This window comes from Algihabitans albus (assembly GCF_003572205.1).
In the GTDB taxonomy this organism is placed as follows: Bacteria; Pseudomonadota; Alphaproteobacteria; order Kiloniellales; family DSM-21159; genus Algihabitans; species Algihabitans albus.
Window position 1 is genome coordinate 85,658 of record NZ_QXNY01000010.1, and the last position, 15,610, is coordinate 101,267.

The following is a 15,610-nucleotide window of genomic DNA, read 5'->3' on the forward strand; positions in this document are numbered from 1 at the left end:
TCGAGTCCTTGTTCTCCGGCCACCCGCTGTTCTCCGGCTACCCGCCGTGACGAACAAGCCTCCCTTGAAAACATCCATTGTCGGAGCGGGATAACCGTAGGTCGAGCAGGTCCGGGGGGCTCGCTCCGTCCTGGCGCGATCGGTGCCGCTTTCGGTGCCGACCTCGCCGCCGACGACGGCTGGGCCCTCTCCGCCGGCTCCGCCGGACGCTTCGGCGAGAGCGCCAGAGACCACGGCTTCCTGCTCGGCGGACGCATCAAGTTCTGAAGGCGCAGTTCCCTGCAAGCCGCCTGCTGCGACAGGCTTGGCAGGAGAGAAACGCACTGTCGGAGCGACCGCTCGGACAGGTCGGCACGGATCCGCCAGCGGCGGTACCCGGCGTCCTCTGGGCAACGGACCGGCAAACCCCTTCGCCGACAGGGGTTAAGCCTTTGAAGTCCTTGCAGATCAAATCCGACTGATCCAGTCTGATTTCCGCTTGAATTCTTCGGCGAAGATGGTACTTCATGGAAACTGGAATGGATTAGTCTGGATTGTACCGGACAGATTCGTACCCCTGAGGTTCCTCCTCACCGCCGTGCCGAAGGACGCTGGTCCCAAATGTTTCGCCTCAATCGCCTGACCGACTACGCCGTGGTGGTGCTCGCGCAGATGGCGCTGCGGCCCGAGCGGCTGGTCAACGCCGCGCAGATGTCCCAGGACACGGGCCTGCCCCAGCCGACGGCGGCCAAGGTGCTGAACCTGCTGGCCAAGGGCGGCCTGATCGCTTCCCAACGGGGTGCGACGGGCGGCTACAGCCTCGCCAAGCCAGCCGATCAGATCGACGTGGCGGCCATCATCCAGACCATGGACGGGCCGATCGCGCTGACCGCCTGCGTCGAAGCGGCGACGGATACCTGCAGCGTCGAGTCCCTCTGCCCGATGCGCGGTAACTGGGAGCGGGTGAACACCGCGATCCGAACGGCGCTGGCGGACGTCACCCTGGCGGATATGGCCCTGCCCTTCGCGGCTCTGCCGCAGGCGCCGTCGAGTCATGCCAGGCAGGCCCAAGCTTGAGAAAAGAACGGGTCTGAAGAAAGAAAAGGCGGCCCCGCGCCGCCGAAGCAATCGAGTTCGACAGGAAGCGAGAGAGATCAGACATCATGGCGGCAAGCGTCGAAACGGTCGAACAGGTCAAGTCGCTGGGCGAGCGCTACAAGTACGGCTGGTCCACCGATCTGGAGATGGAGACCGCGCCCAAGGGCCTGAACGAGGACATCATCCGCTTCATCTCGGCCAAGAAGGACGAGCCGGAGTGGATGCTGGAGTGGCGTCTGAAGGCCTACGCGCACTGGCAGACCATGCCGGAGCCCAAGTGGGCCAAGGTCGAGCATCCGCCGATCGATTATCAGGACGTCTACTACTACGCCGCGCCCAAGCTGGCCGATAAGCCGCAGTCGCTCGACGAGGTCGACCCCAAGCTGCTGGAGACCTACGAGAAGTTGGGCATTCCCTTGCGGGAGCAGGAGATGCTGGCCGGCGTCGCCGTCGATGCCGTGTTCGACAGCGTCTCGGTCGCGACCACCTTCAAGAAGAAGCTGAGCGAAGTCGGCGTCATCTTCTGCTCGATCTCGGAAGCGATCCAGGAGCACCCGGAGCTGGTGCGCAAGTACCTGGGCTCGGTCGTGCCCTTCGCCGACAACAAGCACGCCTGCCTGAACACGGCGGTCTTCACCGACGGCTCCTTCGTCTACATCCCGCCGGGCGTGCGCTGCCCGATGGAGCTCTCCACCTACTTCCGCATCAACGCCGAGAACACCGGCCAGTTCGAGCGGACGCTGATCATCGCCGACAAGGGCTCCTACGTCAGCTATCTGGAGGGCTGCACGGCGCCGCAGCGCGACGAGAACCAGCTTCACGCAGCCATTGTCGAGCTGATCGCGCTGGACGACGCGGAGATTAAATACTCGACCGTCCAGAACTGGTATCCCGGCGACGAGGACGGTAAGGGCGGCATCTACAACTTCGTCACCAAGCGCGGCCTCTGTAAGGGCACCAACTCCAAGATCAGCTGGACCCAGGTCGAGACCGGCTCCGCGATCACCTGGAAGTACCCGAGCTGCATCCTGCAGGGCGACAATTCGGTGGGCGAGTTCTACTCCATCGCCATCACCAACAACATGCAGCAGGCCGATACCGGCACCAAGATGATCCACCTGGGCAAGAACACCTCCTCCCGGATCATCTCCAAGGGCATCTCGGCCGGCCGTTCGGCACAGACCTATCGCGGCCTGGTGCGCATGGGCGGCAAGGCCGAGCGGGCGCGTAACTACACCCAGTGCGATTCCCTGCTGATCGGCGAAGCCTGCGCGGCCCATACCGTGCCCTACATCGAGAGCAAGAACCGCAGCGCGCAGGTCGAGCACGAGGCGACCACGTCGCGCATCAGCGAAGACCAGCTCTTCTACTGCCGCCAGCGCGGTATCGGTCAGGAAGAGGCCGTCGCCCTGGTGGTCAACGGCTTCTGCCGCGAAGTGCTGCAGCAGCTCCCGATGGAGTTCGCGGTCGAGGCGCAGAAGCTGGTCGGCATCAGCCTGGAAGGCTCGGTCGGTTAGACCGGGGATTTACCGAAACACTTGCAAGAAACGAGACCCATGCTCGAGATCAAGAACCTGCACGCGACCATCGACGGCACCGAAATCCTCAAGGGGATCGACCTGACCATCAAGGCCGGCGAGATCCATGCCATCATGGGCCCGAACGGCTCCGGCAAATCGACCCTCTCCTACCTGCTGTCCGGACGCGAGGGCTACGAGGCCACCGACGGCTCCGTCGCCTTCAAGGGCAACGACCTGCTGTCGCTGGAGCCGGAGGAGCGCGCCGCCGAGGGCCTGTTCCTGGCCTTCCAGTACCCGGTCGAGATCCCCGGCGTGCCCAACACCACCTTCCTCAAGGAAGCGGTGAACGCGGTGCGCAAGCACCGGGGCGAGCCCGAGCTCGACGCCATGGAGTTCGTCAAGCAGCTGCGTGCCAAGACGAAGGAACTGGGGATCAACCAGGACTTCCTGAAGCGCGCGGTCAATGCGGGCTTCTCGGGCGGCGAGAAGAAGCGGAACGAGATGCTGCAGATGGCCATGCTCGAGCCGAGCCTCTGCCTGCTGGACGAGACGGATAGCGGCCTGGACATCGACGCGCTGAAGGCGGTCGCCGAGGGGGTCAACGCCATGCGCGGACCGGACCGCGCCATGCTGGTGATCACTCACTACCAGCGCCTGCTGACCTATATCGTGCCCGACAGGGTGCACGTGCTCTCCAAGGGCCGAATCATCCGCTCCGGCGGACCGGAGCTGGCGCAGGAACTGGAAGAGAAAGGCTATGCCGAGTCGGTCGAGGCCGCCTAGGCGAAGCGCAAACGGTCACGACCCGAGGGGCAAGACCCACGGGCAAACGAAAAGAGACAACGGTACCGCGTTCATGGCTCAAGAGATTCTCTCCACCGATCCTTATCTGGCCCGCTTCAATGCGGCTAAGGCGGCCCTGCCGGGCGCGGCCCAGTCCTGGTTGTCCGAGCTTCGCGAGCAGGCGGCCGCGCGCTTCCGCGAGCTGGGCTTTCCCACCCAGCGTCACGAAAGCTGGAAGTACACCCCGCTGAAGGCGCTGAAGGATCTGACTTTCAAGCCGGCCGGCGAGACGGGACAGACCGCCAGCCTGGACCGCGTCCCCACCCTACTGACGGAGAGCGACTCACCGCTCCGCGCGACCCTGGTCGGCGGCGTCTTCCGAGCCGACCTCTCGGCGCTCGACGGGCTGCCCGCCGGTGCGACGGTGGAGCCGCTGAGCGCCCTTCTCGAACGCGAGCCAGCCGCCCTGGAACCCTGGCTGGGACAGATCGCGACCGACCGCGACCAGCCGTTGCTGGCGCTCAACACCGCCCTGTTCGACGACGGGCTGGTCATCCGTCTCGGCAAGAACGTGGTCCTGGACAGTCCCCTGGAGCTGACCTTCCTGGGGCCGCTGAGCGAGGAACCGACCCAGCTTCACCCGCGCGTCCTGATCCTGCTGGACCAGGGGGCCGAGGCGACGCTGCTGGAACATCACTTCGGCTACGGCGACGCGCCGGTCTTCCACAATGGCGTCAGCGAGATCGCTCTCGGCGAGAACGCCCGCCTCACGCATCTCAAGCTGCAGTCGGCCCCCTCGGGCACCTTCCACTTCGCGACCACCCATGTCAGGCAGGAGCGCGACAGCAGCTACGAAAGTTTCGCGCTGAACCACGGCGGCGCCCTGTCGCGCCTGGAGACGCGGGTCAAGCTGATCGGCACGGGCGCGGATTGTCACCTGAACGGGGCCTATCTGCTGCGCGACCGCCAGCATGGCGACATCACCACCGTGATCGACCACCAGGTGCCGCACTGCACGAGCAAGGAAGTGATCAAAGGCGCGCTGGACGACCGCGCGCGCGGCGTGTTCCAGGGGCTGATCCGGGTCGCGCCCGACGCCCAGAAGTCCGACGGGCGGATGCTCAACAAGACACTGCTGCTGTCCGAGAAGGCCGAGATCGACACCAAGCCGGAACTGGAGATCTTCGCCGACGACGTTCAGTGCGCCCACGGCGCGACGACCGGCGAGATCGACCACGACGCGATCTTCTATCTGCGCAGCCGGGGCCTGCCCGAAGCGCGTGCCCGCAGCCTGATGGTCGAGTCCTTCCTGACCGAGACGGTCGAGGAACTGAGCGACGAGTCCCTGCGCCCGCTGGTGCTGGAACGGATCCGCGATTGGTTGGGCACACAAGGTCCTCAGGGAGAGGAGCAGTCGGCATGAGCGAGGCTCTGAAGCTCGATCCGGCGGCGGCGATCCGGCAGATGCCGGCGGCCAATTCGGACTCCGCCTTCGACATCGAGCGGATCCGGGCGGACTTCCCGATCCTGACCCGCGAGGTCTACGGCAAGCCCCTCGTCTACCTGGACAACGGCGCCTCGGCTCAGAAGCCGACGCAGGTTCTTGAGGCCATGGACGAGATCTATCGCTGCCACTACTCGAACGTCCACCGCGGCGTCCACAAGTTGAGCCAGGAGGCGACCGACGCCTTCGAGGCGGCGCGCGAGACGGTCGCCCGCTTCTTGGGCGCGACGACCTCCGAGGAGATCGTCTTCACCCGGGGCGCCACCGAGGCGATCAACCTGATCGCCAACTCCTGGGCACAGCAGAACCTGCAGGCCGGCGACGAGATCCTGCTCACGGTGCTGGAGCACCATGCCAACATCGTGCCCTGGCAGCTGCTGCGCGATCGCATCGGCATCGAGATCAAGGTCGTGCCGCTGGAGGCCGACGGCAGCTTCGACATGGCCGCTTTCGAGCGGCTGCTGAGTCCCCGGACCAAGCTGGTCGCGGTGGCCCATATCTCGAATGTGCTTGGCACGCTGCTGCCTGTCCGCGAGATTGCGGAGAAGGCGCATGCGGTCGGCGCCAAGGTGCTGCTCGACGGCTGCCAGGCGGTCCCGCACCTGCCGGTCGAAGTCGGCAAGCTGGGCTGCGACTTCTATGTCTTCTCGTCCCACAAGCTCTATGGCCCGACCGGGATCGGCGTCCTCTGGGCGCCCTACGATACCCTGCTCGGGATGTCGCCATACCAGGGCGGCGGGGAGATGATCGCACGGGTCACCTTCGAGGAGACGACCTACAAGGAACCGCCGCATCGCTTCGAGGCGGGCACGCCGGCCATCGCCGAAGCCGTCGGGCTGGGCGCCGCCGTCGACTATCTGGAGGCCATCGGTCTGGACGCGGTCGCCGCGCACGAGGACAGCCTGCTGCGCTACGCGACCGAGCGGCTGAACGCCATCGAAGGTGTGACCCTCTACGGCACGGCCAAGGAGAAGTCGGCCATCCTCTCCTTCAACGTCGAGGGCGCCCATGCCCACGACGTCGGCACCATCCTCGACCGCTCCGGCGTGGCCGTGCGCGCCGGTCACCACTGCGCCCAGCCGCTGATGGACTATCTGGATGTGCCGGCCACGGCCCGCGCATCCTTCGGGCTCTACAACACCCGCGACGAAGTGGACGCCTTGGCCGCCGCGGTCGAGAAGGTGAAGGACTTCTTCTAGGAAGTACGGGTTCTAGGAAGTACGGGAAAGACGACAATGACCCAAGAGATCGAAACCAAGGACACCAAGGAGCGTCCGGAGCCGCTGGAGCCACTCGCTCAGCCGCATTACAACCCCTACCTCTGGCCCGGCGCCATGCAGGACGACGATGCCGCCGAGGAAGGGGCGACCACGACCGCCGGCGAACCGAAGCCGGAAGGGGAAGCCGTGGCCGAGGAAGAGGCCGTCGTCGAAGCTCTCCGCACCGTCTACGACCCCGAAATCCCGGTGAACATCTTCGATCTCGGTCTGATTTACGAAAACAAGATCAATCAGGAGAACGGCGACGTCGCGATCCTGATGACCCTGACCGCGCCCTCCTGCCCCGTCGCGGGCATCCTGCCGGGCCAGGTCGCCGAGAAGGTCGCCTCCGTGCCGGGTACAGGCGAAGTCGCGGTCACCATCACCTGGGACCCGCCGTGGAACCAGACCAAGATGAGCGAAGATGCGAAGCTGGCGCTGGGCCTCTTCTAGAGATTGCGGATTCCGGGTCTTTCGCCGCAGGCGCCCGTAACTACATAGTGTTGCAGAGAGCGACGTTCGCTCCGAGGAGTCGATGACAATGGGTCCCATGCTGACGCTGACCGACCGCGCCGCAGAGCGCGTCAAGCGCTTGATCTCGAAAAGCCCGGAAGACGGCGTGCTGGGGCTGCGCGTGGGCGTGAAGACGCGCGGCTGCTCCGGCATGAGCTACTTCGTCGAGTACGCGAAGGAGCAGAAGCGCTTCGAGGACGTGATCGAGGACAAGGGCGTCAAGATCTTCATCGACCCCACAGCCACGATGTTCATCCTGGGCAGCGAGATGGACTACCAGGAAGACAAGTTGCAGTCCGGCTTCGTCTTCACCAATCCCAACGAAAAGAGCCGCTGCGGCTGCGGCGAGAGCTTCTCGGTCTAACGAGCGCCGAGGCCTTAGGTCCTCGGATCGTCTCAGTTTCTCGGATCGGCGGAGCGGCTTGCCAGAACCCGCGCCGGGAAACCGGCCGCGTCGAGTGCCGCGGTGATCTCCCGCACATGCTCGGCGTCCCGAGACTCCAGCGTGACGTCGATATCGGCGCGCTTGGCCGGCACGTCGGCGAAGAGCCGCTGGTGGTCGACCTCGATGATGTTGGCGCCGGTACCGCCGATCACCTGCGACAGCCGCGCCAGTTGACCCGGCTGGTCGACGATGGTGATGCGCAGCCGCACAAGGCGTCCGTCGCGCACGAGGCCGCGGATCAGCACGCCCGACAGCAAGCGCATGTCGATGTTGCCGCCGCAGATCACGACGCCGACCTTCTTTCCGGCATAGCGCTCGGGCTCGGCGACGACGGCGGCGAGCCCGGCGGCGCCCGCCCCCTCGGCGACTATCTTCTGCTCCTCGGCCAAGTGATGCACCGCCGTTTCCAGCGCGGTTTCGTCGACCAGCCGGATGTCGTCGACCAAGGCGCGCACCATCTCCTGGGTCAAGGTGCCGGGCGTCTTGACCGCGATGCCGTCCGCCAAGGTCGTGCCACCCGCCTCTATCGGCTCGCCGCGCAGGGCTTGCAGCATCGAGGGGAACAGGGCGGCTTCGACACCGATGATCTCCAAAGACGGCTGCAGCGCCTTCACGGCCGCGGCAATCCCCGAGATCAGGCCGCCGCCGCCGATCGGCACGACGACCATGTCCAGGTCCGGCGCGTCCTCCAGGATCTCCAGGCCGATCGTCCCCTGCCCGGCGATGATCGCCGGATCGTCGTAGGGATGCACGAAGACCAGACCTTCGGCCTCCGCAATCTCCCGCGCCTTCTTGGCCGACACGTCAAGGGTATCGCCGGTCAGCACCACGCGCGCACCATAGGCCCGGGTGCGCTGCACCTTGGTGAAGGGCGCGAACTCCGGCATCACGATGGTGGCGGGGATGCCGAGGCGCTGGGCGTGGTAGGCAACGCCCTGGGCATGATTGCCCGCCGACATCGCGATCACGCCTTTCTCGGCCTGCGCCGAGGTCAGACTCATGAGCTTGTTGCAGGCGCCGCGGTCCTTGAAGGAGCCAGTCACCTGGAAGTTCTCGCACTTCAGGAAAAGCTCGCAGCCGAGCTGGCGGGAGAGGCGGAAGGCCGGCACAAGCGGCGTGCGGACGATTCGGCCGTTCAACGCCGCCGCCGCAGCACGGATCGTCTCGAGCGTAACGCCGCCGGGGACCTCAGTCATAACCACCTCTCCGCTCCAAGCGCCTGTATCGCAGCTTAGCGCGGACGAAGCACCAGGCGCCCACCCTCGGCTTGTTCGTCAGCGACCAGAGTTGCATAGCCGCCGTCGCGCCACTGCGCTGCGAAATCCAGAAAATGGGCCGAGAAGGGGTTGCCGGACTGGCCGGAAGTGATGACGAAGCGCGAGGCGTCGAGATCGGCCAGGTCGTAGACGGCCCGCAGGCCGGCACCGTGAACCATGCGCAGCGGCGTCGCCTCCTCCCAAGCCGGCGTCGCGCGCTTGACCGTATAGTTGCCCCCGGCAACCGGGAAGCGCCGCTGATAGGCGGCCCCCAGCAGGGGTACGCGCCCGAGCAGCATGTGCTGCAGCCGCGCGACATGCCAGTCGCCCCACGCCATCTCGGCCAGCGGTTGGTCCGCGCCGAGTCCCTCAAGCCACGCCAGCGCCTCCGTCAGAGCCTCGCCGCGCACCCAGAGGCAGTCTTCGACCTCGGCCGTCGCCGTATGGTCGCACCAGCTCTGAGCCTGCGTCAGGACGTGGGAGATGCCGGTGGCGTTCCAGTAGGCATAGCCCCAATAGGCCTCGCCCAGTTCGTCGGCGAAGATCTTCGCGTTGATGGCCCGTAGCCAGGCGTAGAGCAAAAGCGGCTGCGGGCGATCCGGCGCCATCTGGAAATCCCAGTCGTCGAGCAGCGCGACCGCCTGTCCGACCGGCGTGTCGTCCACCGGCAGCCCTTCGATCAGCAGCGGCACCAGTTCCCGCGCCATCAGCGAATGGGCGTCGCGCTGCAGCGCCCAGCTGGCCTCCGGCGTATGCGGGCTCTCGCTCTCGAGCACTTCCGCAATGCGGCGCGCGCGATAGGCCGGCTGGAAGCGGGTGGCGAGAAGGTGAGGATAGTCCGGCCCGACAACCCGGTTGTTGGCGTTGATGAGCAGGCCTTCGGCGGGATCGACCGCATGGGGCAAGGCCGCGAAGGGGATCATTCCGGACCAAAGGCGCTCGCGCTCGGCCCCCTCGACCGGCAGGCTGCCGTCGAAGCCCTCGCGGATCGGCACCAGCGCCGGGGCGTAAAAACCGAAGGTGCCTTCGCTATTGGCCCAGAAGACGTTCTGCTGCGGGCCGGTCCAGAGCCGCATGGCGGCGGTAAAGTCGTCCCAGGTCTGGGCGAAGTTGAGGCGATAGAGCGCTTCCGGCGAGCTGTCCGGCACGCTGAGATAGGACCAGGCCAGCGCCATGACGCGGCCGTCTTCGGCCGCGTCGGAGGCCTCTTCGTTGATATCGGAGATCACCGGGCCGTGGCGCGTCGCGCGGAAGGTCTCGGTGACGTCTTCGCCGAAGCGGACCCGGAAGGTCTCCTCGCGCGTTTCGAAAGGCCGAGGGCCGGCCGGCGTGAGATAGCGCTCGGGATCCGTCGGGTCGAGCGTCTCGACCACCAGATCCTGAGTATCGCTATGGGTGGTGGTGAAGCCCCAGGCGGCCTGGCCGTTATGGCCCAACACCATCAGCGGGATGCCGGGCGACGTAGCCCCGGCCAGTACGCCCTCCGGCGTTTCCAAACGCGCCAGGTACCAGGTTGCCGGCACCTGCAGACCCAGGTGTGGGTCGTTGGCCAGCACGGGTTTGCCACTGGCGGTCAAGCTGCCGCCCACGGTCCAGACATTGCTCGCCCCCAGCGTCGCTTCGCGCGGCAGGACCTCCAGCAAGCTCGACAAGTCCCCGATATCCGCGCCTGGAATGGTCGCGGCCTCGGTCATCTTGTTGGGAAAAAGGTCGTCCAGAGCATCCGGCCCGACCGCGGCGATCAGGCGGGCATTGTCCAACTCCTCGCGCCAGTTACCGGACAGCCGCAGAGCCATCAGCTTGCCCCAAAGCAGCGAATGCCAGGGTTCCCAACGTTCCGGCGCGCCGGCGAGCAGGAATTCCGGCGGCCAGGGACCTTCATGGGTCTCCAGAAAACTGTTCACGCCCTCGCTATAGGCGTCCAGAGCGTCTCGCACCTCGGCGGACAACTGCGGCAGGTCGCGCTGTGCCAGGCCGGCCAGGTCGAGGGCGCGCATCAGCCTGTCGAAATCGAGGGTCATGCCCCCTGCCACCTCCGACAGGCGGCCGGTGGCGATGCGCCGCAGCATCTCCATCTGAACCAAGCGATCCTGCGCATGGAGATAACCAAGCGCAAAAAAGGCGTCGTTCCAGCTCTCGGCTCTCACGGTCGGTACGCCAGCGGCATCGCGCAGAATCTCGACCGGCGCCGCGGGGCTGCCGACCGTGATCTCGCCCGCCGTCTTCGGCAACGAGCCCTGCAGCCATAGCCAGCCGCCCGCCAGAACCAGAACCAGGAGCACGACGAGGCCGGCCAGCCCCCGTCCAAACCATTTCAAGACCTTGCGCATGCGTCCTGGTTCTTCTCCGCCCGTGACTCGACCTCAACGTGACTCAACCGCAACATGACTCGAGCACACTACGGCACCGCCGCAATATGGCACCGGATAGCACGGAAAACAGGCCATGGAGAGATCCAGGTCACGTCCTTGTCGCCGAAAACGGGGGTAACTCCTGTCCGGCGGGCCGCCCCCTCTTCACGAAAGATTTGCCGCAGGGGCAAGCCCGCGACCTTGCTCCGCTCGTGCCGGGGACCCATGCTGGCCCTGGCACCTTCCAGTCCGCCCAACACGAGCACCTCCATGACACAGACCGCGCCATGACAACGACCGCGCCAACCGCGCCCGTCTACGCTTCGGCTCTCGATTTGATCGGCAACACGCCCCTGGTCGAAGCAAAACGCCTCGACACCGGCCTCTGTCGTCTGTTTCTCAAGCTGGAGAGCCAGAATCCCGGCGGTTCGATCAAGGACCGGATCGGACGTTCGATGATCGAGGCGGCGGAGGCCGACGGACAGTTGAAACCCGGCGGAACCATCGTCGAGGCGACGGCCGGCAACACCGGCCTGGGCCTCGCCCTGGTCGCGGCGCAGAAAGGCTATCGCCTGATCATCGTGGTCCCCGACAAGATGGCGCAGGAGAAGATCTTCCACCTCAAGGCACTGGGGGCCGAGGTGCGCCTGACCCGCTCCGACATCGGCAAGGGCCATCCCGAGTACTATCAAGACATGGCGGAACGGATCGCTACCGAGGAAGGTGCCTGGTTCGTCAATCAGTTCGGCAACCCCGCCAATCCCCTGGCTCACGAAACCACGACCGGGCCGGAGATCTACGCGCAGATGGAAGGCGACGTCGATGCCGTGGTCTGCGGCGTCGGATCGGCCGGCACGATCACCGGCCTGTCCAACTACTTCGCCGAGGTCTCGCCGAAGACGGAAATGATCTTGGCGGATCCGGAAGGCTCGATCCTGGCGGACTATGTCAATACCGGCGTCGCGCCCAACGAGGTCGGCAGCTGGATCGTCGAAGGCATCGGAGAAGACTTCATTCCGCCGATCGCGGATTTCAGCCGGGTCGGCAAGGCCTACTCCGTCTCCGACAAGGACGCCCTGCTGGCCGCGCGCGACCTGCTGAGGACCGAAGGGATTCTCGCCGGCTCTTCCTCCGGCACGCTGCTGGCAACCGCACTGCGCTATTGCCGGGAGCAGAGGTCGGAGAAACGGGTCGTGGCCTTCGTCTGCGACAGCGGCAACAAGTACCTCTCCAGGATGTACAACGACTTCTGGATGCGCGATCAGGGCTTTCTGGAGGAGCCCGCGACCGGCGACCTGCGCGACCTGATCGCCCGCAAGCACAGCGAGTATGCGGCCGTCACAGCCGGACCGGCGGATACGCTGGCCCAGGCCCTGGGGCGGATGAAACTCTACGACGTCTCCCAGTTGCCGGTCCTGGACGAGACCGGCCAAGCCTGCGGGATCGTCGACGAGAGCGATATTCTGCTGCGCGTCTTCGGCGACCGCAGCCGTTTCGCCGACGCGGTCAGCACCGCCATGACCGAAAAGCTCGAGACCCTGCCGCCGAGCGCCACGATCGACGACCTGCTGCCGATCTTCGATCAAGATCACGTGGCCATCGTCGCCGACGAGGCACGCTTCTACGGCGTGATCACCCGCATCGACCTGCTCAACCACCTGCGCCGGCAGATGCCGTAACCGACGGATTCGAGATGCCCGATACACACAAGCCGAACCGCCCGAGCTTCGCCACCCGCGCGATCCACGCGGGCCAGGAGCCCGACCCGACGACCGGCGCGATCATGACGCCGATCTACGCCACCAGCACCTACGTGCAGGACAGCCCCGGCGTTCATAAGGGCTACGAGTACTCGCGCAGCCAGAATCCGACGCGCATGGCTTACGAGCGCTGCATCGCCGATCTGGAAAGCGGCGCGGCCGGTTTCGCCTTCGCCAGCGGCATGGCCGCGACGGCAACGGCCCTGGAGCTGCTAGACAGCGGCGACCACGTGATCGTCATGGACGACGTCTACGGCGGCACCTATCGCCTGTTCGAGAACGTCCGCCGCCGCTCGGCCGGGCTCGACTTCAGCTTTCTCGACCTCTCCGACACCGAAGCCTTCGAGGCCGCGATCCGGCCGAATACCCGCATGGTTTGGCTCGAAACGCCCACCAACCCGATGCTTAAGCTGGTCGATCTGGAGGCTATCGCGAAGATCGCCCGCAGCCGCGGCCTGATCTCCGTGGCCGACAACACCTTCGCCAGTCCCTGGGTCCAGCGGCCGCTGGAGTTCGGCATCGACCTGGTCATGCACTCGGCGACCAAGTATCTGGGCGGACACAGCGATCTGGTCGGCGGTATCCTGGTGGCGCGCGATGCGCCGGACCTGATCGAGCGCCTGGGCTATCTGCAGAACGCCGTTGGCGGCGTGCAAGGTCCCTTCGACTCCTTCCTGGCGCTGCGCGGCCTGAAAACCCTGCATCTCCGGCTGGAGCGGCACTGCAGCGGTGCGCTGGCCGTGGCCGACTATCTGGAACACCATCCCAAGGTCGCGCGCGTCGCCTATCCGGGCCTGCCGAGCCACCCTCAGCACGAGTTGGCCAAACGGCAGATGCAGGGTCCCGGGACCCTGGCCGGCGGCGGCATGGTCACGGCGGTGCTGGAGGGTGGTCTGGAGGCCTCGCGGCGCTTCCTGGAACGGGTCGAGCTCTTCGCGCTGGCCGAGTCCCTGGGTGGTGTCGAGAGCCTGATCGAGCATCCGGCGATCATGACCCACGCGTCGATCCCCGCGGACAAGCGCGCGGCCCTGGGCATCGACGACGGTCTGGTTCGCCTGTCGGTCGGGATCGAGGGTCTCGACGATCTGATCGCGGACTTGGGCCACGCGCTCGCATGACCGGCTGCGATACGTCACTGCAGAGAGCCTTGCCCGCGCTTGAGCTTAAGTAAAATCAAAGGCTTTCTAACTGTCCTTTAACCTTGCACCGGCAGTCTGCGCAGACGCGCTCGCGAGAGCGCAGGTCTAGCGGCAGGCGAATGCGATGGCAGGCGGCGAGAATCACGCGCCGATCATTATCAAGAAGGTCAAGAAGGGCGGCGGGCACGGCCATCACGGCGGCGCCTGGAAGGTGGCTTATGCCGACTTCGTAACCGCGATGATGGCCTTCTTCCTGTTGCTCTGGCTGCTCGCCTCCACCTCGGAGGAGCAGCGCCAGGGTATTGCCGACTATTTCAGTCCGACAGTGGTGACGGACTCCACGACCAGCGGCGCAGGCGGCGTGCTCGGCGGCCAGACCGTAACCACGGAAGGTGCCGCGCGGGATACCCAAGCCCCGATGGGCGTGGTGATGGGCATGTCGGACGAGACGTCGGAAGACGACGACGGAGAGAACGACGGTGCAGCGACCGAAGACTCGACCCAAGCAGGATCTGAGACCGACTTCGACGGCATGACACCCGACCAGGCAGCCGCGGCGGAAGCGAAGGCCGAGCAGGAGCGAGAAGAGTTCGATAAAATCGCCCAGCAGCTCCGCAATGCCATCGCCAGCGTTCCGGAACTGAGTGAGCTGAGCGAAAATCTACTGGTCGACCAAACTCCGGAAGGCTTGCGCATCCAGATCGTGGATCGCCAGAACAAGTCGATGTTCGCTTCCGGGTCGGCCCTGCCCCTCGCCCACACGCGCACGCTTTTGAATCTGGTGGCCGATGCCGTGAAGTCGCTCCCCAACGAGGTCGCCATCAAGGGGCACACCGACGCTGCCCCCTTCCGGGGCGACGGCAACTACTCGAACTGGGAGCTCTCGAGCGACCGGGCCCACGCCAGCCGACGCGCCCTTCTCGCGTCGGGCTTGCCGACCCAGAGGGTTGCTTACGTGGTGGGCAAGGCCGACAGGGAACCGCTGAATGACGGCGACCCCTTCGACGCGGTCAACCGCCGGATCTCGATCGTGCTCCTGCGAGACGGCCTGACCGAAGCCCAAGTCGAGGGCGGCGCTCCCGCCCCGATACAGCCGGCCTTCGAACCGCCCCGCCTTTTCGAGCGCAGCGAGAAGCCGGCGGAACCGGCTGCAACCCAAGCCGCGACCGAGACGTCGGCACAGACATCCGGGACGGCTGCCGGATCGGCCGAAACGCCGACGGGCAATGGGGTGGAGGCCCAAGCAGCGACGACCGCGCGCCCCGCTGCGGTGAGAGAAGACCAGCAATTCGAAGCGACGGCTCCGCCGGACCCCTTTACCAACGTTCTGACCTTCGGCAACTGAGCGGCAGGGTCGCTCGAACGGCCCGGCGCGGTTACGGTAACTTGCGACACCGCCTCGCGTGACCCACATCTGTAGAGTGTGATTGCACCGCAGATCGGGAGCCACCGTCGCGTGACCAGTAACCTTCCAGCCCGCCGTCCCTTCCTGATGCGCCTCGGCGAAGACGGCAATCGGGCCTTCGAGGACACGGCGCTGTTCGACGAGGTTCTGACCCGCCGGACCGCCGCCTTCGTCGTCGACGCGATCATACTGGCGGTGCTGGCGGTCGTGCTGTGGTTCTCTCTCGGCCTGATCGGGATCCTGTCGTTGGGCCTCTTACTGCCACTTCAGGCGGCGGCTCTGACGCTGCTCCCCATCGCCTACCATACGCTGTTCATCGGCGAGCGTGGCGCGACGCCGGGGATGCAACTCATGGATATCGAAGCACGCAGTCTCGACGGCCGAAAGCCCGACTACCTTCAGGCTTTCGTGAGACTGGCCACCTACTCCGTCTCCGTGGGGATCACGGGCCTTCTCGTTTTGGCCGTCGTTTTCTTCAACGACAAACGCCGCGCGCTGCACGACTTCCTGTCCGGAACCGTCGTGGTCCGCAGTCGAGCTGCCGAGTCCCGCGGCGAACTGCCGTCGTAAGGCGCCGCTTCGGCGAAGATCGACACCG

The 15,610-nt window shown here is 65.9% G+C and carries 13 protein-coding genes; 11 read left to right on the plus strand and 2 right to left on the minus strand.

Features of this window, described 5'->3' with window-relative positions:
• Positions 1–600 precede the first annotated feature (600 nt).
• From DBZ32_RS20890 to DBZ32_RS20920, 7 genes are all read left to right on the plus strand, one after another.
• Positions 601–1,056 (plus strand): SUF system Fe-S cluster assembly regulator, encoded by a 456-nt coding sequence (locus DBZ32_RS20890; protein WP_119169194.1) that lies wholly within the window; start codon positions 601–603, stop codon positions 1,054–1,056.
• 86 nt (positions 1,057–1,142) lie between these two features.
• The gene (sufB, locus tag DBZ32_RS20895; RefSeq protein WP_119169195.1) at positions 1,143–2,594 is read left to right on the plus strand and encodes a Fe-S cluster assembly protein SufB; all 1,452 of its coding nucleotides are present in this window, start codon (positions 1,143–1,145) and stop codon (positions 2,592–2,594) included.
• Positions 2,595–2,633: 39 nt separating this feature from the next.
• The gene (gene sufC / locus DBZ32_RS20900) at positions 2,634–3,380 is read left to right on the plus strand and encodes a Fe-S cluster assembly ATPase SufC (RefSeq protein WP_119169196.1); all 747 of its coding nucleotides are present in this window, start codon (positions 2,634–2,636) and stop codon (positions 3,378–3,380) included.
• Positions 3,381–3,453: 73 nt separating this feature from the next.
• Positions 3,454–4,803, plus strand: coding sequence for a Fe-S cluster assembly protein SufD (gene sufD, locus DBZ32_RS20905; protein WP_162906893.1), 1,350 nt, complete (start codon positions 3,454–3,456; stop codon positions 4,801–4,803).
• A complete protein-coding gene (locus tag DBZ32_RS20910) occupies positions 4,800–6,083 on the plus strand; it encodes an aminotransferase class V-fold PLP-dependent enzyme (protein WP_328587498.1) in 1,284 nt (427 codons plus the stop codon). The genes sufD and DBZ32_RS20910 overlap by 4 nt, the downstream gene beginning before the upstream one ends.
• A 36-nt stretch (positions 6,084–6,119) precedes the next feature.
• A complete protein-coding gene (locus tag DBZ32_RS20915) occupies positions 6,120–6,596 on the plus strand; it encodes an iron-sulfur cluster assembly protein (protein WP_328587499.1) in 477 nt (158 codons plus the stop codon).
• 82 nt (positions 6,597–6,678) lie between these two features.
• Entirely contained in the window at positions 6,679–7,020 is a 342-nt protein-coding gene (locus DBZ32_RS20920; protein ID WP_208539356.1) for a HesB/IscA family protein, read from the plus strand.
• Between the two features lie 32 nt (positions 7,021–7,052).
• Here the strand turns inward: DBZ32_RS20920 and DBZ32_RS20925 are convergent, their stop codons facing one another.
• Both DBZ32_RS20925 and DBZ32_RS20930 read right to left on the minus strand, forming a co-directional pair.
• Positions 7,053–8,297, minus strand: coding sequence for a threonine ammonia-lyase (locus DBZ32_RS20925; protein WP_119169199.1), 1,245 nt, complete (start codon positions 8,295–8,297; stop codon positions 7,053–7,055).
• Positions 8,298–8,332: 35 nt separating this feature from the next.
• On the minus strand, positions 8,333–10,687 hold the full coding sequence (locus DBZ32_RS20930) for a penicillin acylase family protein (RefSeq protein WP_119169200.1): 2,355 nt from the start codon (positions 10,685–10,687) through the stop codon (positions 8,333–8,335).
• A 308-nt stretch (positions 10,688–10,995) separates the two neighbouring features.
• On the opposite strand from DBZ32_RS20930, the gene DBZ32_RS20935 reads away from it, so the two are divergent.
• The 4 genes from DBZ32_RS20935 (at position 10,996) to DBZ32_RS20950 (ending at position 15,582) form a co-directional block, all read left to right on the plus strand.
• A complete protein-coding gene (locus DBZ32_RS20935; RefSeq protein WP_119169201.1) occupies positions 10,996–12,387 on the plus strand; it encodes a pyridoxal-phosphate dependent enzyme in 1,392 nt (463 codons plus the stop codon).
• A 14-nt stretch (positions 12,388–12,401) separates the two neighbouring features.
• On the plus strand, positions 12,402–13,586 hold the full coding sequence (locus DBZ32_RS20940) for a trans-sulfuration enzyme family protein (protein WP_119169202.1): 1,185 nt from the start codon (positions 12,402–12,404) through the stop codon (positions 13,584–13,586).
• A 145-nt stretch (positions 13,587–13,731) separates the two neighbouring features.
• Positions 13,732–14,952 (plus strand): flagellar motor protein MotB, encoded by a 1,221-nt coding sequence (motB, locus tag DBZ32_RS20945; RefSeq protein WP_119169203.1) that lies wholly within the window; start codon positions 13,732–13,734, stop codon positions 14,950–14,952.
• Positions 14,953–15,063: 111 nt separating this feature from the next.
• On the plus strand, positions 15,064–15,582 hold the full coding sequence (locus tag DBZ32_RS20950; protein WP_119169204.1) for an RDD family protein: 519 nt from the start codon (positions 15,064–15,066) through the stop codon (positions 15,580–15,582).
• Positions 15,583–15,610: the final 28 nt, after the last annotated feature.